The organism is Nocardia sp. NPDC051750, from assembly GCF_044453135.1.
In the GTDB taxonomy this organism is placed as follows: domain Bacteria; phylum Actinomycetota; class Actinomycetes; order Mycobacteriales; family Mycobacteriaceae; genus Nocardia.
This window is the reverse complement of sequence record NZ_JBITCK010000001.1, coordinates 26172-48198: the sequence shown is the minus strand read 5'-3', so window position 1 is coordinate 48198 and position 22027 is coordinate 26172. Positions and strand designations below refer to the sequence as shown.

At 68.1% G+C, this 22027-nt stretch carries 15 protein-coding genes; 11 read left to right on the top strand and 4 right to left on the bottom strand.

The features are described 5' to 3' along the window. Positions 1-55 precede the first annotated feature (55 nt). Complete coding sequence (locus tag ACIA75_RS00230; protein ID WP_397098246.1) at positions 56-1192, top strand: alpha/beta fold hydrolase; 1137 nt, start codon at positions 56-58, stop codon at positions 1190-1192. 18 nt (positions 1193-1210) lie between these two features. Here ACIA75_RS00230 and ACIA75_RS00225 read toward each other — a convergent pair whose 3' ends face one another. After that, entirely contained in the window at positions 1211-2833 is a 1623-nt protein-coding gene (locus ACIA75_RS00225) for an acyl-CoA dehydrogenase family protein (protein ID WP_397098244.1), read from the bottom strand. A gap of 212 nt (positions 2834-3045) precedes the next feature. Here ACIA75_RS00225 and ACIA75_RS00220 point away from each other — a divergent pair, with 212 nt between their 5' ends. Beyond that, positions 3046-4512: a hypothetical protein gene (locus ACIA75_RS00220; RefSeq protein ID WP_397098242.1), complete on the top strand. Its 1467-nt coding sequence runs from the start codon at positions 3046-3048 to the stop codon at positions 4510-4512. Positions 4513-4602: 90 nt separating this feature from the next. On the opposite strand, the gene pgi is transcribed toward ACIA75_RS00220, so the two are convergent. After that, entirely contained in the window at positions 4603-6240 is a 1638-nt protein-coding gene (gene pgi, locus ACIA75_RS00215) for a glucose-6-phosphate isomerase (protein WP_397100804.1), read from the bottom strand. Positions 6241-6376: 136 nt separating this feature from the next. Here pgi and ACIA75_RS00210 point away from each other — a divergent pair, with 136 nt between their 5' ends. After that, positions 6377-7831 (top strand): NAD-dependent succinate-semialdehyde dehydrogenase, encoded by a 1455-nt coding sequence (locus ACIA75_RS00210; RefSeq protein ID WP_397098240.1) that lies wholly within the window; start codon positions 6377-6379, stop codon positions 7829-7831. Positions 7832-7915: 84 nt separating this feature from the next. On the opposite strand, the gene ACIA75_RS00205 is transcribed toward ACIA75_RS00210, so the two are convergent. After that, complete coding sequence (locus tag ACIA75_RS00205; protein ID WP_397098238.1) at positions 7916-8227, bottom strand: chorismate mutase; 312 nt, start codon at positions 8225-8227, stop codon at positions 7916-7918. Between the two features lie 599 nt (positions 8228-8826). Here ACIA75_RS00205 and pcrA point away from each other — a divergent pair. Next, the gene (pcrA, locus tag ACIA75_RS00200; protein ID WP_397098236.1) at positions 8827-11430 is read left to right on the top strand and encodes a DNA helicase PcrA; all 2604 of its coding nucleotides are present in this window, start codon (positions 8827-8829) and stop codon (positions 11428-11430) included. A gap of 36 nt (positions 11431-11466) precedes the next feature. Next, the gene (locus tag ACIA75_RS00195; RefSeq protein ID WP_397098234.1) at positions 11467-11892 is read left to right on the top strand and encodes a hypothetical protein; all 426 of its coding nucleotides are present in this window, start codon (positions 11467-11469) and stop codon (positions 11890-11892) included. A gap of 61 nt (positions 11893-11953) precedes the next feature. Here ACIA75_RS00195 and ACIA75_RS00190 read toward each other — a convergent pair whose 3' ends face one another. Further along, positions 11954-13150: a M23 family metallopeptidase gene (locus tag ACIA75_RS00190; protein WP_397100802.1), complete on the bottom strand. Its 1197-nt coding sequence runs from the start codon at positions 13148-13150 to the stop codon at positions 11954-11956. Positions 13151-13901: 751 nt separating this feature from the next. Between ACIA75_RS00190 and sucC the strand changes: the two genes are divergently transcribed. The 6 genes from sucC to purH all read left to right on the top strand — a co-directional run bounded on the left by sucC (position 13902) and on the right by purH (position 21672). Next, a complete protein-coding gene (gene sucC, locus ACIA75_RS00185; protein WP_397098232.1) occupies positions 13902-15065 on the top strand; it encodes an ADP-forming succinate--CoA ligase subunit beta in 1164 nt (387 codons plus the stop codon). A 42-nt stretch (positions 15066-15107) separates the two neighbouring features. After that, the gene (gene sucD / locus ACIA75_RS00180) at positions 15108-16022 is read left to right on the top strand and encodes a succinate--CoA ligase subunit alpha (protein ID WP_397098230.1); all 915 of its coding nucleotides are present in this window, start codon (positions 15108-15110) and stop codon (positions 16020-16022) included. Between the two features lie 458 nt (positions 16023-16480). After that, complete coding sequence (locus ACIA75_RS00175) at positions 16481-17404, top strand: DUF5336 domain-containing protein (RefSeq protein ID WP_397098228.1); 924 nt, start codon at positions 16481-16483, stop codon at positions 17402-17404. Between the two features lie 67 nt (positions 17405-17471). Continuing rightward, positions 17472-19019 carry a DUF6350 family protein gene (locus tag ACIA75_RS00170; RefSeq protein ID WP_397098226.1) on the top strand — a complete coding sequence of 516 codons (1548 nt, stop codon included), beginning with the start codon at positions 17472-17474 and terminating at the stop codon, positions 19017-19019. Positions 19020-19474: 455 nt separating this feature from the next. Further along, positions 19475-20122, top strand: a complete 648-nt coding sequence (gene purN, locus ACIA75_RS00165) for a phosphoribosylglycinamide formyltransferase (protein ID WP_397100800.1) — start codon at positions 19475-19477, stop codon at positions 20120-20122. Then, entirely contained in the window at positions 20119-21672 is a 1554-nt protein-coding gene (gene purH, locus ACIA75_RS00160; RefSeq protein ID WP_397098224.1) for a bifunctional phosphoribosylaminoimidazolecarboxamide formyltransferase/IMP cyclohydrolase, read from the top strand. Before purN ends, purH begins: the two co-directional genes overlap by 4 nt. Positions 21673-22027: the final 355 nt, after the last annotated feature.

Sequence of the window (22027 nt, the reverse complement as noted above, 5' to 3'; positions counted from 1 at the left end):
GATCCGGATTGCTGCGACCATGGACCTCGACCGCCGCATGGCAGAGGAGAGGACTGTGTACATCGTCCGGGCAATCGTGGGGGTTCTGGCGTTGGTCACGGCGCTCTGCGCCGGGCTACCGGTGACCGCCGCTCGGGCGGATACGGCCTGGCATCCGGGACTGTTGCTCTCGGCCGAACCACTCGACCGGGAATGGGGCGGGCTCGACGACGTCCAGCGAATCGGCTACGTCACCACGGGGCCCGGCGGGAAACTCGTGGCCGCGGAAGCCGTGGTACGGATCCCGGACGGTGCCGCCCCGGAGGGCGGCTGGCGGGTGCTGGCCTGGGACCACGGCACCTCCGGTGTGGGGCAGCAGTGCGGGCTGACCGGGTCACCGCAACTGGAACGGGAGACCGGTCCGGTGGTGCGGCGGCTCAACGACGCCGGCTACGCCGTCGTCGCACCCGACTACATCGGTTTGAGCCCGGGGTCACCGGGACCGCATCCGTACCTGCAGACCAGCACCGCGGCCACCGCCACCATCGACGCGGTGCGCGCCACCCGGGACGCGTTCGCCGGGCTCTCCACCGCCTGGGGCGCCGTGGGTTTCTCGCAGGGTGGTCACGCCGCGCTCGGCACCGGGCGGTACGCCCCGGAATACGCGCCCGAACTCGATTTCCGCGGCACGGTGGCGCTGTCGCCGGTCAGCAATATGGAAACCGTCTTCCTGCGTTCGCGGCCGGATCAGCCCGAGATGCCCGGTTTCCCGGGCCGGGCCGTGGCGATGGTGCTGTCCGGTATGACCGGCGGTGCGGTGAATGTGAATATCGACGATTACCTCACCCCCGCCGGCCGCAATCTCGTCGGCGAGCTGAATACCGCGTGCAACTCCGGCACCGCCGAAATGCTGGGTCATGCCGAGATCGGCCATCTGGTGGCGCGGCCGCTCGACGATTCCGAGTTCGGGCCGGCGATGCGCCGGTATATGAGCGTGCCGGTCAGCGGCTATCAGGACCCGATCCTGGTCGTCCACGGAACGTACGACACGGTGGTCCCGCTACCGTTCACGCTCGCGCTCACCGGTCAGTTCGTGAAGAACGGTACCCAGCACGACCTCAGCATCATCCAGGCCGGCCACGACGACCTCCCGGAGCACGGCGGGCTGGACCGCGCCGTGGCCTTCTTCGGGCAAGTGCTGCCGCCGCGCTGACCCGATGGGCGCCGCCGCCTATCCGGTGAATGCCCGCTCGATGATCGCCGTGGTGTCCACTCCTACCGGCAGGGTGCCGAACGCGGCGCCCCAGTTCTCGCCGAGCCGGGACGCGCAAAAAGCATCCGCCACCGCTCGATGACCGTGCCGGACCAGCTGGGCGCCCTGCAGTACCAGCGCCATCAGCTCGACCACCCGGCGCGCCCGGTACTGGATATCGCTGTGATCGGCCAGTTCCTTGCCGACCCGGTCGATCGCGTCGTCCAGGTGCGGGTTCTCGCCGCGGGCCTGCGAAACCTCGGCGAAGTATGCTTCCACGGTCTCCGGCTGCGTGCCCATGGCCCGCAGCGCGTCGAGCGCGGCGACATTGCCCGAACCCTCCCAGATCGACATGAGCGGTGCCTCCCGGTACAGCCGCGGCATCCCGGATTCCTCCACGTAACCGTTGCCGCCGAGACATTCCAGCGCCTCGGCCGCATGGGCCGGCGCGCGTTTGCACACCCAGTATTTGGTCACCGCCAGCGCGATCCGGCGTAGCGCGGCTTCGGCCGGATCGGCCGCGGCCCGATCGGTCGCGCCGGCCAGCCGCAGCATGGCCGCGGTCGCGGCCTCCGATTCGAGTACCAGGTCGGCCAGGACATTGCGCATGGCGGGCTGGTCGACGAGGGCGGCCCCGAAGGCGGACCGATACCGGGCGTGATGGACCGCGTGGACCGCGGCCAGCCGCATCCCGATCGCGGATCCGATCACGCAGTCCAGCCGCGTCATATTCACCATCTCGATGATGGTTTTCACCCCGGCGCCTTCCGCGCCGACCAGCCAGCCGGTCGCATCCTCGTATTCGATCTCGGCCGACGCGTTCGATTTGTTGCCCAGTTTGTCCTTGAGCCGCTGCAGCCGGATCGGGTTGCGGGAACCGTCCGGCAGGACCCGCGGCAGCAGGAAGCACGAGAGCCCACCCGGCGCCTGCGCGAGGGTGAGGAACATATCCGACATCGGTGCCGAGGTGAACCATTTGTGCCCGAGGATCCGGTACGAACCGTCCGGGCGCGGGGTGGCGGCGGTGGTGTTGGCCCGGACATCGGAGCCACCCTGTTTCTCGGTCATCGACATACCCGCGATGAGACCCGCCTTCGCGGACGGTTCGCGCAGCCCGAAATCGTAGGTGCGGGCGGTGAGCAGCGGTTCGTACTTCGCGGCCAGATCGGGGTTGTGCCGGAGCGCGGGAATCGCCGCGTAGGTCATCGAAATGGGGCACATATGCCCGGCGTCGGCCGCGCCCCAGACATAGAATTTCGCGGCGCGCGCCACATGTGCGCCGGGCCGGTCGTCCGCCCACGGCGCGCCCTGCAGGCCGTGCTCGACCGCGACCGTCATCAGATCGTGCCAGTGCGGATGGAACTCCACCTCGTCGATACGGTTGCCGTACCGGTCGTGGGTGCGCAGGACCGGCGGGTTCTCGTTGGCCAGCCGGCCCCACTCCTGCACCCGCTCGCTGCCGGCGAGCATCCCGAGCTCACGCACTTCGGCCTCGGCCCACCCGGCGCCCTCCCGGTGCAGCCCGGCGAGCAGCCCCGGATCCCGGGAGACATCGAACGGCGTGATCGGCGGTACCTGGTTGCGAACTTCGTGCGTGGGCATCCATCGATTATGCGACCCAGGTCACAGGCCACGATCTGGGGGATCACGACCAGTCGGTATCGGCGTCGACCGGACGGCCAAACAGTCGAACCGCGGCCGGAGTGGCGCATCCGGCGGAAGTGGTGTCCGAGGCAGTGGTCCTGGGCCGGCGGGTGGCCCGGTCGGTTGCCGGTCCCGCGCGGAACCACGGAACAGGTGACTAGCCTGGGCAGATGCGCCGGCTGAGCGTTATCGACGGTATTTTCCTGCGGACTCATCAGGGAATGGGGACGCCCATCGCGCTCCAGGGGCTGTGGCGCACGGCGGACGTGGTGGACCCCGCTCAGCTGCGCCGATTGCACGAGGCCCTCTGCGCGGGCCCGCTCGGCCGCCGGGTGGTTCGGCCCCGGGTGCCGGGTGCTCGGGCGCGCTGGCAGTCCAATATCCGCGCCCACCCACTCGGCCTCGGCGCGGTAGTGCTGCATCCGGGCGAGATTCTTTCCTGGGCCGACGCACTGGGCACCGATCTGGATCCGCGGCGCGGACCCGGTTGGCGTCTTTCGGCGGCGCCGCTCACCGACGGCGGCACGATCATCGCGCTCACCTGTTCGCATGTCCTTGCCGACGCGAGGGGCCTGATCATCGCTGTCGAACAGGCGCTGTGGGTATCGACCAGAGGTGATTCGCACCCTGCGCCCGGCACCACGCCGAGTCCGGCCGACGATCCGTCAACCCCTGCCGACCCTCACGGTGATCCCGAATCCGATTGGGCCGACGCCGGCGAAACCTGGGCCACGGTACTGTCCGGCACCACCCGTGCTTTTCGGAACTGGGTCCGGTGGCCGGATCTCCCGGCGGGCGCTGACAACTCCCGGCCGGCCGAAGCCGACCGGACGCGCTCGGCGGACGGCCGCATTGCGGGGCCTGCCGGGCTCGCGGAGACGGGTACACCGGATAGCGGAGACGTGGAACCGGCAGGGATGCGGGAGGCGGGCTCGGCGGGCCGCGGACCGGTTTCGCGCGACCCGGCCGACCCATCCGGATCGAGCGTCGAACTGCCGGTGTCCGGTGTGGTACTGCGCTGTCCCACCGTGGACTGGGAGCGGATCGCCGCGAGCCGCGGTGGCACGGCCAACAGTCTGTTCATCTGGCTGGTTGCGAACATCCTGTGGGCTGCGGGTTTTCCCGAGCGCCGGATCGTGGCGAGCCTGCCGGTGGACACCCGGGACGAACCCCGGATCGACAACGATCTCGCGATGACGGAGATCGTTGTCGATCCCACGGACGGACCGGCGGATATTCGAGGGAAGAGCCGGGCCGCGTACGAGCGCCGGATGTCGAGCCCCGGGGGCCTGCCGGAGGAATTCCTGTATCTCGTACCGGATCGCGTGGCCTATCTGTTGTCCCGGGGGGCGGGTGAGCGCGACATCCTGTGCTCGAATATCGGCGTGATTCCGCCGGCGCTGCACGCCCTCGGCCCGCACGACTGCACCGGCGTCGCCACTCGGGCCATCCATCCGGGGCTGACCTACGCAGGCCGCCCGCGGACCCGGATATCCGGATACCTCTGCCGATTCCGCGACGACTACCTGCTGACGCTGATGAGCCTGGATCCCGCGCGGGTATCCGACTCCACCGGACTCCACCGGCTCGCGGAGCGGACCGCGGGGCGCGTGGGTCTGCCGATCGGTCCCTGGTAGCGCCGACGATAGACCTCCTGGCGCCCGATCCCCGGGAGGTGCCGAGTCGCCGGAAGAGCAGGACGGGTGGCCTGGCGAGGGGAAGGACGGTCAGCGGTTGGCGCGATACCAGCGGACGAGGCTGTCGGTGGACGAATCGCCCTGCGGTGCGGGATCTTCCGCCGCGGTGAGCAGCGGTGCCAACTCCAGCGCCTGCTGCTTACCCAGTTCGACACCCCACTGATCGAAACTGTCGATCCCCCAGACGACCCCGGCCACGAACACCTGATGTTCGTAGAGCGCGATCAATTGACCGAGCACGGCGGGAGTCAATTGCGGGGCGAGAATCGTCGTACTGGGCCGGTTGCCGGGCATCACCTTGTGCGGCACCAGTTCCGGGGGCGTACCTTCCGCGGTGATCTCTTCCGCGGATTTCCCGAACGCCAGCACCTTGGTCTGCGCGAACAGATTGCTCATCAGGATGTCGTGCATACTGCCGGTGCCGTCGCGGGTGGGCAGATCATCGGTCGGCCGGGCGAATCCGATGAAATCGGCCGGAATCAGCCGGGTTCCCTGGTGCAGCAGTTGATAGAACGCGTGCTGGCCGTTCGTGCCCGGCTCCCCCCAGAAGATCTCGCCGGTGGCGGTGCTGACCGGGGTGCCGTCGGCGCGCACCGACTTACCGTTCGACTCCATCGTGAGCTGCTGCAGATAGGCCGGAAACCGGGCCAGATCGTTCGAATACGGCAGCACCGCCCGGGATTGGGCGCCGAAGAAATTGGAATACCAGACGCCGAGCAGGGCCAGCAGTACGGGCGCGTTGTCCGCGAGCGGTGCGGTCGCGAAATGGCGGTCCATGGTGTGCATTCCGGCGAGGAATTCGGCGAACCGGTCCGGGCCGATCGTCACCATCACCGAAAGCCCGATGGCCGAATCCACCGAATACCGGCCACCCACCCAGTCCCAGAAACCGAACATATTGGCTGTATCGATCCCGAACTCGGCCACTCGTTCGGCGTTGGTGGAGACCGCGACGAAATGCTTGGCTACCGCGTCCGAGCCCAGGGCGGCCACCAGCCAGCGGCGGGCGGCGGTCGCGTTGGTCAGCGTCTCGAGGGTGGAGAAGGTCTTCGAGGCGACGATGAACAGGGTGGTCGCCGGGTCCAGGCCGGTCAGTTTCGCCACCAGATCGGCGGGATCGACATTGGATACGAACCGGGCGTCGACCCCGGCGTCCGCGTAGTGCCGCAGCGCCTGGTGCACCATCACCGGACCGAGATCCGAACCGCCGATACCGATATTGACCACGGTGCGGATCCGCTCCCCGGTCGCGCCGCGCCACTGCCCCGAACGCACCGCGTCGGAGAAAACAGTCATCCGGTCGAGCACCTCGTGGACTTCGGCACCGGCGTCCGCGCCGTCGATGGTCATCGGGGTTCCCGTCGGCAGCCGTAGCGCGGTATGCCCGACGGCGCGGTCCTCGGAGGTGTTGATGTGCACGCCCCGCAACATCCGGTCGCGCTGGGCCTCCACCCCGGCCTCGTCCGCCAGTTCGACCAGCAGCCGCAGCGTCTCCCGGTTCACCCGGTGCTTGCTGTAGTCGATCAGCAGTTCGCCGGCGGTCAGTTTCAGGTCGCGGCCCCGCGCCGGATCTTCGGCGAACAGGTCCCGTAGCTGTACGGCGGCGATCGCATCATGATGCTCCTGCAATTTCCGCCAGGCCGCCGATGCGGTGATGTCGACGCTCACATCCACCGAGCGTAGTAGCTTCTCGGCGCGCAGGTACGCAAAGGCGACAAGCACACCTGTCATGCCGTACGCAGCACGATGGATTTGTCTTTGCGAGCCAGCGATATCGGCCGATTTCCGGCCTAGGCTGTGGCGTATGGCCTCAGAAACCGATGTACTCGCGTCCGTACCGAAGCAGCTGTGGATCGGCGGTCCCGTCGATGCCGCCGGTGGTGGCACCTTCGCGGTGCACAATCCGGCCAACGGTGACGTGATAGCCGAGGTCGCGGACGCCACTCCGGAGGACGCCGTCCGTGCCCTGGACGCCGCTGTCGCCGCACAGGACGCCTGGGCGGCGACCCCGGCCCGGGAACGCGGCGAGATCCTGCGGGCGGTGTTCGAGCGGATCACCGCCCAGGCGGAGGACTTCGCGCTGCTGATGACGCTGGAGATGGGCAAGGCCCTGCCGGAGAGCCGCAACGAGGTGCGCTACGGCGCCGAGTTCTTCCGCTGGTTCAGTGAGGAGGCCGCGCGGATCAACGGCCGCTATCTGCATGCCCCGTCCGGTACCGGCCGGATCCTGGTGCACAAACAACCCGTCGGCCCGTGTCTGGCGATCACCCCGTGGAACTTCCCTCTTGCCATGGGCACCCGCAAGATCGGCCCGGCCCTGGCCGCGGGCTGCACCATGATCGTGAAACCGGCGTCGGCCACCCCGCTCACCATGCTGTTGCTCGCGAAACTCTGCGCCGAGGCAGGCCTCCCCGAGGGGGTGCTGTCGGTGATCACCTCCCGCCGTTCCGGCGCGGTGACCCAGCCGCTGCTCGACGACTCCCGGCTGCGCAAACTCACCTTCACCGGGTCTACCGAGGTCGGCCGGTCGCTGGTGGAGAAATCCGCGCACGGCCTGCTGCGGACCTCGATGGAACTCGGCGGGAACGCGCCGTTCGTGGTGTTCGACGACGCCGATATCGATGCCGCTGTCCAAGGCGCCATGCTGGCGAAGTTGCGCAACGGCGGGGAGGCGTGCACCGCGGCCAACCGGTTCCACGTGCAGCGTGGGGTACTGGCCGAGTTCACGGACAAATTCGCTGCCGCGATGAACGAACAGGTCCGGATGGGCCCCGGGACCGACGCGGACACCACACTGGGACCGCTGATCAACGAAGAGCAGCTGAGCACGGTGTCCGACCTGGTCGACGACGCGGTGGCCGCCGGCGCGACCCTGCGCCTGGGAGGCAAGGCACCGGGCGGGCCGGGCTGGTTCTATCCGGCGACCATCCTGACCGATATCCCGGCCGGCGCGCGGATTCTGCGCGAAGAGGTTTTCGGCCCGGTCGCCCCGATCGTTGCGTTCGACACCGAGGAAGAGGGCCTGGCCGCGGCCAACGACACCGAGTACGGACTGGTCAGCTACGTCTACACGCGGGATCTGGACCGGGCGCTGCGGGTTGCGGAAGGTTTGGAGAGCGGCATGGTCGGGGTGAACCGCGGCGTGATCTCGGATCCGGCGGCGCCCTTCGGCGGCGTCAAGGCCTCCGGTTTCGGCCGGGAGGGCGGTATCGAGGGGATCGAGGAATACCTGTCGACCAAGTACATCGCGATGACCTGATCCTGGACGTACGACCGCCCCGGGGCGTCCTCACCCGGGGCGGTTCGCGGGAATGCGGCGGTCTGCGGGCCGCCGCGTATGGCTCTACCGGCCGAGCCGGCCGCGACCGAGACGCAGCAGCAGCATCGCCAGGGTATGGCCCTCCTGGCCCAGTTCGCTGAAGCGCTCCAGCACTTTCATCTCCCGGCTGTGCACCAGCCGGGTGCCGCCGGATGCCATCCGGGTGCGCCCGATGACCTGCGAGATCTCTGTCCGGCGTTTGATCGCCTCCAGGATCTGCGAGTCGAGCTGGTCGATTTCCTTACGAAGCTTCTCGATCTCGGCTTCGGTCCGAGGGAGCTCCGATTCCGAGCCGGTCGTCGATTCCGAGCCGGTCGTCGTAGCGGGTGTGCTCATCATTCATCTCCTCGTGTCAGAACCTGGATCGGCGTCGAGCTGTTTCGTGTTACCGGTCCGGAGTCCTTACACCGTGAAAAGCCCCTGGTGGGCTGGTCGTGCCGTTACCCCCTACTCGCCCCGATCGGCCTCAGGTGCCCGGGCTGTGGTCCCGCTGCGCACACAGCCGGAGCGGATGTTTCGCTGAAGGGCAAACCATGCTGCCAGTTTGCCACGGCAAACAGGGTCTGCAAAGTTTTGGTTGTGTTTTTGGCGCGCTGGCGCGCGGGGTTTTGGCCCCCTTGGGCCCTGCGTTCAGCCCGCGAGACTCGCGGCTGCGCCGCATGCGCTTCGAGGGCTGAACGCAGGGCCGGGCCAAAACCTCCAAGGGCCTCGCTGAACTCGGCGCCGCCGCTGGCGCGTCAGGTCGGGCTCGGGTGGGGATTTTCGGCCTAGTGTTCGAAGGTGTCGGGTCGCGGCGGTAGCGTGGACAGACGATGGACACGACGGCGGCAGCAACTTGTTCGGACTCGCATTCTTCCCGCGCTCAGCTCTCCGGCGGCGGCCGTTCGGAGCCCCGCGCGGACGAGCGTGGCCCGGACGCTCCGATGCTACCCGGGATGGAAGATCCGGGGGCTCAGCGGCGGCCGTCCGCGCCTGGTCCGGGGAGCCGGGAGAGCGGCGCGCAGGGTGGACTGGCGGCGCTGCAGCGGCGGGTTCAGGCCGAGCAGGCGCAGCAGCGTACCGAGTCGGCGCAGCGGCGGTCCGGGGAAGCCGCGGAATTGCTGCAGGGGCTCAACCCGCAGCAGCGTGCGGCCGTTCTGCATACCGGGTCGCCGCTGTTGATCGTGGCCGGCGCCGGTTCGGGCAAGACCGCCGTGCTGACCCGCCGGATCGCGTATCTGCTGGCCGCGCGGGGGGCCACCACCGGCCAGATTCTCGCGATCACCTTCACCAACAAGGCCGCGGCGGAAATGCGGGAGCGGGTTGTCGAGCTGGTAGGTCCGCGCGCCGCGAGCATGTGGGTGTCGACCTTCCATTCCAGTTGTGTGCGCATTCTGCGCACCCAGGCGACACTGTTGCCCGGACTGAACTCGAACTTCTCCATCTACGACGCCGACGACTCCCGCCGGCTGCTCACCATGATCGGCCGGGATCTGGAATTGGATCCCAAGAAGTTCTCGGCGCGCATGCTGGCCACCGCCATCTCCAATCTGAAGAACGAGCTCATCGGCCCGGAGCAGGCGAACTCGGATGCCGAGTTCGACGATGCGGACCTGCCGCGCATCGTCGCCCGCGTATTCACCGAATATCAGCGGCGGCTGCGGGCGGCCAACGCGCTGGACTTCGACGATCTCATCGGTGAGACAGTCGGCCTGCTGCAGAAACATCCCGAGGTCGCCGAGTACTACCGCCGCCGTTTCCGGCATGTACTGGTCGACGAATACCAGGACACCAACCATGCGCAGTACGTGCTGGTACGGGAGCTGGTCGGGCACGGCGCCGCGGATTCGGCGGCCGCGACCGAAGCGGCCGACAGCGATGCGGGTGCGGCGGCCGCGGCCGAACCGGAAACCGAATCCCCGGATCGGCGGTTCGTCCCGCCCAGCGAACTCTGTGTGGTGGGCGACGCCGATCAGTCGATCTACGCGTTCCGCGGCGCCACCATCCGCAATATCGAGGAATTCGAACGCGACTTCCCCGATGCCGAGACCATTCTGCTGGAGCAGAACTACCGTTCCACGCAGAACATTCTGTCCGCCGCCAATGCGGTGATCTCCCGCAATACCAACCGTCGCGACAAGCGGTTGTGGACCGAGGCCGGTGAAGGCGAACTGATCACCGGCTACGTCGCCGACAACGAGCACGACGAGGCCGCGTTCGTCGCCCGCGAGATCGACCGGCTGGTGGACGAGGGAGAAGTCGGCTACTCCGATATCGCCGTGTTCTACCGGACCAACAACAATTCGCGCGCCCTGGAAGAGATCTTCATCCGGATGGGCCTGCCGTACAAGGTGGTCGGCGGTGTGCGGTTCTATGAACGCAAGGAAGTGCGCGATATCGTCGCCTACCTGCGGGTACTGGAGAATCCGGACGATGCGGTGAGCCTGCGCCGCATCCTGAACACCCCGCGCCGCGGTATCGGTGATCGCGCCGAGGCGTGTGTGGCCGTACACGCGGAACAGCGCGGTATCGGTTTCGCCGCGGCCCTGCGCGATGCCGCCGCGGGCGATGTGGCGCTGCTGAACACCCGGGCACGCAACGCCATCGCCGGGTTCGTCGCGCTGCTGGAGCAGATCCGGGCCGCGGGGGAGATGGACGAACTCGATTTCCCCGATGTCGGCGCGGTGGTCGAGGCTGTACTGGAGCGTACCGGGTACCGGGCGGAGCTCGAAGCCTCCGACGACCCGCAGGACGGCGCCCGGCTGGACAACCTCAACGAACTGGTCAGCGTGGCCCGCGAATTCAGTTCCGAGGCCCGCAACGCCGTCGAGGCGGCCCGCGCCGAAGGGCTGGTGCCGGAAGCGGGTGAGGGAGAGCCCGAGCCCGGATCGCTGGCCGCGTTCCTGGAACGGGTATCGCTGGTGGCCGATGCCGATCAGATTCCCGACGAGGGCTCCGGCATGGTGACCCTGATGACCTTGCATACCGCCAAGGGCCTGGAATTCCCGGTCGTTTTCGTCACCGGATGGGAGGACGGTCAGTTCCCGCATCTGCGGGCGCTCGGCGATCCGGCCGAACTGGCCGAGGAACGCCGGTTGGCATATGTGGGAATCACCCGGGCGCGCCGCCGCCTGTACCTCACCCGGGCTGTCGTCCGCTCGGGGTGGGGGCAGCCGGTGTTCAATCCGGAGTCCAGGTTCCTGCAGGAGGTTCCGGATCATCTCATCGACTGGCAGCGGCTGGAGCCGAAGCGTTCGTCGGCGCCCACGCAGTACGGCCGGCGCCGGGCGGAGGAATCCGGCGACGACGACTGGACCGGTGGCTGGCCGCGATCACGCGAATCGCGTCCCGCGCCGCGGGATGGCCGGCGCGGAGTGGCGCGCAACAACGTCGGGTTGTCGCTGGCCGTCGGTGATCGCGTCAGCGACGACAAATATGGTCTCGGCCGGGTGGTCGCGGCCGACGGGGCCGGGGATATGGCCAGCGTGACGATCGATTTCGGGTCCAACGGCACAATCCGGCTCATCCCGAAGTTCAGCCAGACCCTGACCAAGCTGTAGTCCCGGCCCACCGGGTGGGCGCGGTAGGTTCCGATTATGGAGTCTGTTGCACAGCATCTGATGTGGTTCCTGCCGATGCTCTGGCTCGGTATGGTGCTGGCGATCTCGTTTCTGGAGGCGCCGCTGAAGTTCCGCGCGCCGGGGGTGACCGTGGAATTGGGGCTGGGTATCGGCCGGGTGGTGTTCCGTGCGCTGAACACGGTGGAATCGGTGCTGGCGCTGGTGCTGCTGGTGGCCGCCGTGGTGCTCGGGCCTCCGGGTGGAGTCTGGGTGTGGCTCGGGCTCGCCCTGGGGATTCTGCTGGTCCAGGTGGCGGTGGTGCGGCCACCACTGTCCCGCCGTTCCGACCGGGTGCTCGCGGGCGAGCAACTACCGCGTTCAGGGGCCCACTACGGGTACATCGGCCTGGAAGTGGCCAAGGTCGTGGCACTGATCGGACTGGCGATCACGGCCGTGCCCTGAACAACGGATACATGCGGCGGACCGCACGGCGGATTCGCTGCGGGCGGCGGGCGACAGCCGCTCAGTCGCTGTTGCCGGTGAGGCTGATACCGCGGGTGGCGAGCCAGGGGATCGGGTCGATCTTGTCGCCTCCGTTGAGCCACACCTCGAAATGGACGTGCGGCCCGGTGGAGAAGCCACGATTGCCCATCGTGGCGATCTGATCGCCCGCGAGCACGTATTCGCCCACCGATACCGTGGTGGTGTCGACGTGCCCGTAGACGGTGACGGTGCCGTCGGCGTGCAGCAGCCGGACCCACATCCCGAAACCCGCGGCGGGCCCGGCGTCGATCACTTCGCCGTCGGCCACCGCGTAGATCGGGGTGCCGATCGGCGCGGCGATATCCACACCCAGATGTTGTACGCCCCAGCGTGCGCCGAAACCGGAGGTGTAGGCCCCGCTGGCGAAATTGGCGAACAGCGGACGGTACTTGGCTTCCTCGGCCCGAGCGAGATCCTGTGCGAATTCGGCGCCGTTGGCCAGCATCTCGCCGAAACGCCCGGTGTCGAGCGGGGCGCCCCCGCTCAGCATCTGCGGTGAATTGGTATCGGACGCAGCTGGAACCTCGGCAGCGCTCGACTGGGCGGCGATCTCGTGTACCGATCCGGCGGCCTCGTAGTCGGTGGCCTGTTTCGTTTTCTGTTCCCCCGGTGCGGCAGTCGCGCACTGCCCGGCAGCGACGACGGCTCCGGCTGCGACCGCGACCACCGCGGCCCGTCCTTTGAGCGCGGCGGGCGGCGCCGCTACCCGGTGGGCGCCCCGGGATCGCGTTTGCCGTGGTGGGGTGTCGGGTTCGGCGACGGCCGGCCCGCTCGCCAGCGCTTCGGCGATCGTGGTGGGCTGATCGTGCGGGGCGGGCTCTGCGTGATCGTCGTAGGCCGGTTCGGCGGACCAGTTCTGCGCATCGGACCAGCTCTGGTGGGTGTTCCAGTTCGGATCACTGTGCCAGGCGGGCTTGTTGTCGCGGTTCCAACCGTTGTCGTTGTTCCAGCCGCCATCGGACCAGGTGCCGGACTGCGGCTCGGCCCAATTCGTCGGCTGTGATTCTGCGGCCCAGGTGTTCGACTGTGGTTCGGACCAGCTGCTGGGCTGTGTTTCGGACCAGGACCGGTCGGTGCTGCTATTACCGGAATCGGCCCAGCCCTGGTTGGTCGACCAGAAATCGTCGGCGGCACTGCGCTGGGAGTCGGCGGCGGCCGACGCCGCAGCGGTGTTCAGCGGGCGTCTGCGGGACCGGCTGTCACCGGAGGCACCGAACGCGTTGAACGGCTGCGGGTTTTCCAGGGCCTGCGCGCCGTCGTTCCGGGACCGGCGCCGGTGACCGTTGTGCGGGGCGCCCAGGGTGCCGTTGTGGTTCATCAGCGGATCCACATCCGAGGAGAGGTACCGAAGGCCGGACCCGCCGTAGAGGGGTGCGGCACCGGGAAGGCTGTTACCGAACGGCTCTGCGACTGCGGAGCGGTGTGCTGCGTCAAGCTGCCGTCCTCTCTCAACCTGCTCACGGGAGCAATATCACGAAGATCTCTACTCGCGCGGTCACCTGGTGCGCAAGCAACCACGCCTGTGCACCTTCGTGATCGCGCTGTGACATCGACCGCTTCGACGGTAACGAAACGATTGCGACGCGGCAAGCGGTAGGACGTATTCAAACGTTACTGTGACATTGATCACGTTTTGGTGCGTGTGGCGGCTCACCGCCGGAAGCCGCGAGCGGTGATCTCGGCGGTCCAGTCCGCGGATATCGCCGAGCGCATCCCGCGCCGCCTGCGAATCGATCGAAAAGCTACTAGCCGGTAGTCATGGCCTGCGGGTTTGACCTCCCCGCGGCCGGCCTCGTGACCTGCGCCACTTAGGATGAACGTGCCCGATCGGGCGTCCTTATGAGTGGTTAGAGTCCGAACGACCCGCTACCGACGTCGGGCCGCCAACAAAGACGTTGTCATAGCAACGCAGACGAGACGGTGAATACATGGATCTCTTCGAATATCAGGCGAAGGAGCTCTTCGTAAAGCACGGAGTGCCTTCGTCGGAAGGCCGCGTCACGGACACGGTCGAGGACGCCCGCGCCATCGCGGTGGAAATCGGCAAACCGGTGATGATCAAGTCCCAGGTGAAGGTCGGTGGCCGCGGTAAAGCGGGTGGCGTGAAGTACGCCGCCACCCCGGACGACGCGTCCACCCACGCGCAGAACATCCTCGGCCTGGATATCAAGGGACACATCACCAAGAAGATCCTGGTGGCCGAGGCGAAGGATATCGCCGAGGAGTACTACATCTCCTTCCTGCTCGACCGCGCGAACCGCACCTACCTGGCGATGTGCTCGGTCGAGGGCGGTATGGAGATCGAAGAGGTCGCCGCCACCAAGCCGGACCGGCTGGCCAAGGTGCCGGTCGACGCCGTCAAGGGCGTCGATCTGGCGTTCGCCCGCTCCATCGCCGAGCAGGGCCACCTGCCCGCCGAGGTGCTGGACGCCGCCGCGGTGACCATCCAGAAGCTGTGGGAGGTCTTCGTCGCCGAAGACGCCACCCTGGTCGAGGTCAATCCGCTGGTGCGCACCCCGCAGGACGAGATCCTCGCGCTCGACGGCAAGGTCACCCTGGACGAGAACGCCGACTTCCGGCACGCCGACCATGCGGCGTTCGCGGACAAGGACGCGACCGATCCGCTGGAGCTGAAGGCCAAGGAGAACGACCTCAACTACGTCAAGCTCGATGGTGAGGTCGGCATCATCGGCAACGGTGCCGGTCTGGTCATGTCCACCCTGGACGTCGTCGCCTACGCCGGTGAGAAGCACAGCGGCGTCAAGCCGGCCAACTTCCTCGATATCGGTGGCGGCGCCTCCGCCGAGGTGATGGCCAACGGCCTGGACGTCATCCTGAACGATTCCCAGGTGAAGAGCGTTTTCGTCAACGTCTTCGGTGGTATCACCGCGTGTGACGCGGTGGCCAACGGCATCGTGAAGGCGCTGGAGATCCTGGGCGACGAGGCCAACAAGCCGCTGGTGGTCCGCCTGGACGGAAACCGGGTGGAGGAGGGTCGCAAGATCCTCGCCGAAGCCGCGCACCCGCTGGTGACGCTGGCGCAGACCATGGACGAAGGCGCCGACAAGGCCGCCGAACTCGCGGCCCGCTGAGTCGACCTACTAGGGCACGCCCAGTAAAGGACACACAGAACTATGTCAATCTTCCTCAACAAGGACTCGAAGGTCATCGTCCAGGGCATCACCGGCGGCGAGGGCACCAAGCACACTGCGCTGATGCTGAAGGCCGGTACCCAGGTCGTCGGCGGTGTGAACGCGCGTAAGGCGGGCACCACCGTCGCGCACACCGACAAAGACGGCAACGCGATCGAGCTGCCCGTGTTCGCGACCGTGGCCGAGGCCATGGAGAAGACCGGCGCCGACGTCTCCATCGCGTTCGTGCCGCCGAAGTTCTCCAAGGACGCCATCATCGAGGCCATCGACGCGGAGATCCCGCTGCTCGTGGTCATCACCGAGGGCATCCCGGTGCAGGACACCGCCTACGCGTGGGCCTACAACGTGGAGAAGGGTGCCAAGACCCGGATCATCGGCCCCAACTGCCCCGGCATCATCACCCCCGGCGAATCGCTGGTCGGCATCACCCCGGCCAACATCACCGGCAAGGGCCCGATCGGACTGGTCTCCAAGTCCGGCACCCTGACCTACCAGATGATGTACGAGCTGCGCGATTTCGGCTTCTCGACCTCCATCGGCATCGGCGGCGACCCGGTCATCGGCACCACCCATATCGACGCCATCGAGGCGTTCGAGAAGGACCCGGAGACCAAGCTGATCGTGATGATCGGTGAAATCGGCGGCGACGCCGAGGAGCGGGCCGCGGCCTACATCCAGGCCAATGTCACCAAGCCGGTCGTCGGCTACGTCGCCGGGTTCACTGCGCCCGAAGGCAAGACCATGGGCCACGCGGGCGCCATCGTCTCCGGTTCGTCGGGCACCGCCGCGGCGAAGAAGGACGCGCTGGAGGCCGCGGGTGTGAAGGTCGGCAAGACGCCGTCCGAAACCGCCGCACTGGCGCGCGAGATCCTGGAGAAGGCCGCAGTCAGCGCCTGATTCGCTCGTTCGCTGAAACTCACGAGGCCGTCCGTGTAATGCGGACGGCCTCGTTTTCGGTGCTGTCCCCCCAGCGCGGGTTTTGTTCACCGACCTTGCGCACCCAAGTACACATTCCGCAGTTGCGCTGTGTTTTTGGCGCGCTGGCGCGCGCGGGTTCGGGGCCCCCTCGTGTCTCGGATCTTCCCTCCTCCGCTCCTCCGCTCCTCCGCTCCGTCAGTCCAGATCCGAGACGGGCCCCGAACCACCGACGCTGACTATCCGGATGCCGGGAAAACGGGGTGGAGTCGCATGTGGGCAGGGCTGCTGACATCTCGAGACTAGGGGTCACCATTGCTGTCCGGATCGCAGGTTATCCACAGCTGGATCCTTCGGTGATGACCTGTGCGCGTGCGTGCAGTAGCGTCAAAGAGAATTCAGCCGTCAAGTACGTATGACTCGACCTAGGAGATGACGACATGTCATACCCGACCGGGGGCTCCGGGTACAACGCACCCGTTCCGCCCTCCGTTCCGCCCAATCCCGGCCAGCAGGCGGCCGGTGGTGCGAGTGCCGCTGAGGCCGGCGGGAAAGGACTGCCGTTCTTCCTGACCATCGGCGCGGCTGCAGTGGGCGTGCTCGCCTTCCTGCTCGGTTTCCTGGCCTACGTGGGCGCGGACACCGATATGGACCTGCCCTCGTCGGCGGACACCAGCCTGAACCTGTGGGAGTACCAGGAGGCGTCGATCGGCGGCCTGCTGCTGATCGCCGGTCTGCTCGCCGGTCTGTCGCTGCTGCCGAAGCAGAACTGGGTGGGTGTTTCGGCGGCTGTCGCCACCGGTACCTTCCTCACCATTCTCTTCCAGCTGTTCACCCTGCCGGAGGGGGCCAAGGCCGAGATCGGTCTGTATCTGATCCTGGTGCTTGCGCTCGTGCAGGCGGGCCTCGCGGTGGCCGTGGTGCTGTTCGAGTCCGGGATTCTCTCCGCCCCGGCCCCGCGCCCGGCGGCTTCGACCGGGTTCCCCGGCGGACAGCAGGCCTACGGCCAGCAGCAGTACCAGGGCCAGCAGGGTTATGGCCAGCAGCAGTACAGCAGCGGCCAGCAGCAGCAGCCGTCCTACGGCCAGCAGGCGTATGGCCAGCAGCCGGGCCAGCAGAGCTACGGTCAGCAGCAGCCGGGATACGGCCAGCAGTCGCAGCAGGGTTACGGACAGCAGCAGCAGTCGCCGTACGCCGGCGGGCAGCAGCAGTCGCCGTACGGTCAGCAGCAGGCGCAGCAGGGTTACGGCCAGCAGCCGCAGCAGCAGGCCGCCCAGCCCGCTCAGCCGTTCGGCGGGGAACAGCCCTCCGATCCGGCCGCCGACGCCACCCGCGCGTTCCGGCAGAGCGACGACCAGAAGTGATCCTCGGCAGGCCCCGGTGCGGCGCGCCTGAAGCGCCCGCGCCGGGGCAACTGCCACTCTGAAATCCATGAGTGCCCCGCGTACCTCGTCGACCGGACCGTTCCGGGGCGCGCGCCGAAACGCGGCGCGTCCGGCTGGTGAACCGGGTCCGCTCGCACTTCCGCCCGACCGCGCCCGGGTATTGCTCTACGTCGCATTCCGGCCCGCGGCTTTCGCCCTGGCATTCATCGTGGGCGCGATGCTGGCGACACTGTTCACCGCCGGTAGTGATCTCACCGGTCTCAGTGGTGCGGTCGCCGCCGGTTGGCTTGCGATACATCAGGTGCCGCTGACCATCGGCACCACCTCCTTGAGCCTGCTGCCGGTATTGCCGACGGCGTTACTGCTGTGGGCCGCTTTCCGGGAAGCGGTGGCGGCCACCGATACCGAGCCCACGCGCGCCGAAATCGGCTGGTTGTTCGGGGCCGCGGCCGGCGGGCCGCTGCTCATCACCGCCGTCTGCCTGGCCGTGACCGAGGACGCCTCGGGATCCATTGCCCTGCAACGTCCCAACCCACTGGCCGCTTTTGCGTGGGTATTGGCCCTGCATGCGCTGGCCGCCGGAGCCGGGGTCGTCTTCCGGTGCCGCGACCGGATTTTCGACCGTCTGCCCTACGACGCGATCGCCGCGGGTTACGTGGCCGGCCGGGCGGCGCTGCGCCTGCTCGGTGCCGCCGCCGTCATGATCGTGCTCGCCTTGCTGGTGCATTGGTCCCGGGTCGGGGACACCTACGGCACGGCCGGCAACGTCGTGGATGTGCTGGGCCTGACCCTGCTGTCGCTGGTTTATCTGCCGAATGCGGTGATCGCGGCGGTAGGGGTCCTGGTCGGCCCCGGGGTCCAGTTCGGCGATGCCTCCGTCGGGGTGTTCACGGTGGTCGGTGGCCCGGTACCGGCGGTACCCGTACTCGCGTCGCTCCCGACCGGTCCGGCGGCGCTCTGGTGGGCGGTTCTCTTGATCGTCCCGGCCGCAATAGGCGTCTATGCCGGGGTGGAATCGGCCCGGGTGAGTTATGACCGGCCGGCGGCGCCGTGGGCACTGCTCGCCGCGGCCGGGCTGGGAAGTGTCGGGCTCACGGCACTGGCCGCCCTGTCCGGGGGAGAGCTGGGGAATTTCGGCCGGCTCGGGGTCGAGCTGCCGGTTTTCGCGCTCGCGGTGTTCGCCTGGCTGGCCATTCCGGGATACGCCGGCCTGCTCTACGCGCGCACCTTCCTGGTCTCGTTCCCGACACCACTGCTGGACCATCCCGATGCCCTGTTCGACCCGGACGATGCCGGCTGCGGAGCCGAAACGGACTATCCGGACCAGGTACCCGCACTGCCGTCCGGGCAACTCCCCGAACTACCCGCGGATACCGCGACCGACGGCGCCGGCCGCTACGCGGACCTGCTGGACGGCCCTCGTGAGGCTCCGGTCGGTCCGCAGCCGCCCTTGGATGTGGAAGTTGTGGAGGGGCAGTCTGCCTCGCCCGGGTCGAGCCCGCTGTCCGATTCCGCGGGCACCGAGGCCGAAATCGTGGACGCCGAAGTGGTCGAACCGGACCATCTCGACGGCGAGGCCCCCGATCGCCACTAGCGCCGGTCCGGGGTGATCGGCGGTGCGTGGCCCCGCTGGACCGCCCCCGACCGTATCGACTGTGCGCCGGTCCGCTTCGTTCCGGCCGTGCGGTGTGTGCTGTACGCCCGCTTCCTTCCGGCCGTATGGTCCGTGCGTACCTCGGTCGCTCCGGAGGTGCGCTGTGCGAGCCGTCGGTGTTCGCTTCGTGTAGCGCCGGTTCATACCGGCTGTGCGCTCCATGCGTATCCCCACGTCTGCTCCGGCTATGCGCTTGTGTGCTGGGTGCGTTGTCCGCGTTCGCTTCGTGGGTCGTTCCGGCCGTGGGCTGTGTGCCCCGCGTCTGCTCCGGCCGTGTGCGGACGGCGGATGAGCTGCTCTCAGTGGCACCCATTAGGCTCTATCCGTGCTCGCGGGCCCGTCCCGGCCATCGGGCGATCGCCCCCACCGACCCTTCGAACTCCAGGAGTAGAGCTCTGACCGCCCCGGAACCCACTGATTCCGCCCCGGCCGGCCTGGTCGTACTCGCCTCGGGGACCGGATCGCTGCTGCGCGCGCTGATCGAGGCCGCCGCGGATCCCGCATACCCGGCTCGGATCCGGGCCGTGGGCGTGGACCGGGAGTGTGCCGCCACCGAGCATGCCGCGGCCGCCGGTATCCCGGTGTTCCGGGTGCCTACCGGCGAATATGCCGATCGCGGCGCCTGGGATCGCGCGATCACCGACGCGGCCGCTGGATATACGCCCGACCTCGTGGTGTGCGCGGGTTTCATGAAGCTGCTCGGTCCCGAATTCCTGGCGCGGTTCGGTGGCCGGATCATCAACACCCATCCGGCGCTGCTGCCCGCCTTCCCTGGCGCGCACGGAGTACGCGATGCGCTGGCCTACGGGGTCCGGGTGACCGGTAGCACCGTGCATCTGGTGGATGCCGGTGTGGATACCGGGCCGATCCTGGCTCAGGAACCCGTCCGGGTGCACCCGGACGACGACGAGGCCGGCCTGCACGAGCGCATCAAAGTCGTCGAGCGACGGTTACTGGTGGAGGTTGTCGCCGCCGTCGCCACCCGCGGAATTGTCTCCGATGGACGAAAGGCAGTGATCCCAGATGAGCGAGTTCTCCGGTGAGTGAACGCAGGCCGATCCGCCGGGCGCTGGTGAGCGTCTACGACAAGACCGGGCTCGTGGAGCTGGCGACCGCGCTGCACGCGGCGGGGGTCGAGCTGGTATCCACCGGATCCACGGCCGCCCGGATCGCCGACGCCGGCGTTCCGGTGACCAAGGTCGAGGAGCTGACCGGTTTCCCGGAAACCCTGGACGGCCGGGTGAAGACCCTGCACCCGCGCGTGCACGCGGGAATCCTCGCCGATACCCGTAAGCCCGAACATCTGGCCCAGCTCACCGAACTGGGTGTCGAGGCGTTCCAGCTGGTGGTGGTGAACCTCTACCCGTTCAGCGAGACCGTGGCGAGCGGCGCTACCCCCGACGAGTGCGTGGAGCAGATCGATATCGGCGGGCCGTCGATGGTGCGTGCCGCGGCGAAGAACCATCCGTCGGTGGCTGTGGTCGTCGACACCGGCGACTACGACCAGGTCCGCAAGGCCGTCGCCGACGGCGGTTTCACCCTGGCCGAACGTACTTCGCTGGCCGCCAAGGCCTTCCAGCACACCGCGAGCTATGACGTGGCCGTGGCCACGTGGATGGCGGAGACGCTGACCGGAGATTCGGCCGCCGCGGAATTCCCGGCGTGGATCGGCAAGAGCTGGCAGCGGTCGGCGGTGCTGCGCTACGGCGAGAACCCGCATCAGCGCGCCGCCCTGTACACGGGCGCGGATCGCGGGCTGGCGCAGGCACAGCAGTTGCACGGCAAGGAGATGTCGTACAACAACTATGTGGATGCCGATGCCGCCTGGCGCGCGGCATACGACCACACCGAGCCCGCGGTCGCGATCATCAAGCACGCCAATCCCTGCGGTATCGCTGTGGGTGCCGATATCGCCGAGGCACATCGCAAGGCCCATGCCTGCGATCCGGTGAGTGCCTACGGTGGCGTGATCGCGGCGAACCGGGAGGTCACCGTGGAGATGGCCCAGCAGGTCGCGGAGATTTTCACCGAAGTGATCGTGGCGCCCTCCTATGCCGACGGCGCGGTAGCGGTGTTGCAGCGCAAGAAGAACGTGCGGATTCTGATCTCCGAACCGCCGCGGCGGGCGGGTGCGGAACTGCGCCCGATCAGCGGGGGCGCCCTGCTCCAGCAGCGCGATGTGCTCGACGCGGCCGGCGACGACCCTGCCGGTTGGACGCTGGCGGCCGGTGCCGCGGCGGATGCGGAAACCCTGGCTGATCTGGCGTTCGCCTGGCGGGCCTGCCGGGCGGTGAAATCGAACGCCATCCTGCTCGCGCACGACGGCGCGTCGGTGGGTGTGGGTATGGGACAGGTCAATCGGGTGGACGCGGTCGGACTCGCGGTCCAGCGGGCGGGCGACCGGGCCAAGGGGTCGGTTGCCGCTTCGGATGCGTATTTCCCGTTCCCGGACGGCCCGGAGACGCTCATCCAGGCGGGTGTGCGGGCGATCGTGCAGCCCGGCGGTTCGGTCCGGGACCAGGAGACCGTCGATGTGGCGCGGGCGGCCGGGGTCACCATGTACTTCACCGGGGCCCGGCACTTCGCCCACTGAACTGTGTTTTCGGCGCCCTCTGCGGCGTCGCGGGTTTCGGCGCCTTTGGGCCCTGCTTTCAGCCCTCGGGACTCGCGGATGTCTCGCATTGCGCTTCGAGGACTGACAGCAGGGCCGGGCCAAAGCCTCCAGGGGGCTCACCGGACTCGGCGCCGCCGCTGGGCACGTCTGGCAGTTGGCTAGCAGAGTGTGGGGCAGTTGGGGTCACCGGAGAATGTGGTGAAAAACTTGGTGAGCAGCTCAGCGACCCGGTGGAGACCGGGCCGGTGAGCGCCGACCCGCTGGGTTCATGGCCGAATGCCGACCCGTGGAGTTGTCGTTCACCGAGCGCGGAGCGGACGCGGCCGGTTCGAGG

Coding starts and splice junctions, on each gene's coding strand:
- ACIA75_RS00225 (WP_397098244.1), bottom strand. CDS start 2,833: ATGCCCACGCACGAAGTTCGCAACCAGGTACCGCCGATCACGCCGTTC.
- ACIA75_RS00220 (WP_397098242.1), top strand. CDS start 3,046: ATGCGCCGGCTGAGCGTTATCGACGGTATTTTCCTGCGGACTCATCAG.
- ACIA75_RS00210 (WP_397098240.1), top strand. CDS start 6,377: ATGGCCTCAGAAACCGATGTACTCGCGTCCGTACCGAAGCAGCTGTGG.
- ACIA75_RS00205 (WP_397098238.1), bottom strand. CDS start 8,227: ATGAGCACACCCGCTACGACGACCGGCTCGGAATCGACGACCGGCTCG.
- pcrA (WP_397098236.1), top strand. CDS start 8,827: ATGGAAGATCCGGGGGCTCAGCGGCGGCCGTCCGCGCCTGGTCCGGGG.
- ACIA75_RS00195 (WP_397098234.1), top strand. CDS start 11,467: ATGGAGTCTGTTGCACAGCATCTGATGTGGTTCCTGCCGATGCTCTGG.
- sucC (WP_397098232.1), top strand. CDS start 13,902: ATGGATCTCTTCGAATATCAGGCGAAGGAGCTCTTCGTAAAGCACGGA.
- sucD (WP_397098230.1), top strand. CDS start 15,108: ATGTCAATCTTCCTCAACAAGGACTCGAAGGTCATCGTCCAGGGCATC.
- ACIA75_RS00175 (WP_397098228.1), top strand. CDS start 16,481: ATGTCATACCCGACCGGGGGCTCCGGGTACAACGCACCCGTTCCGCCC.
- ACIA75_RS00170 (WP_397098226.1), top strand. CDS start 17,472: ATGAGTGCCCCGCGTACCTCGTCGACCGGACCGTTCCGGGGCGCGCGC.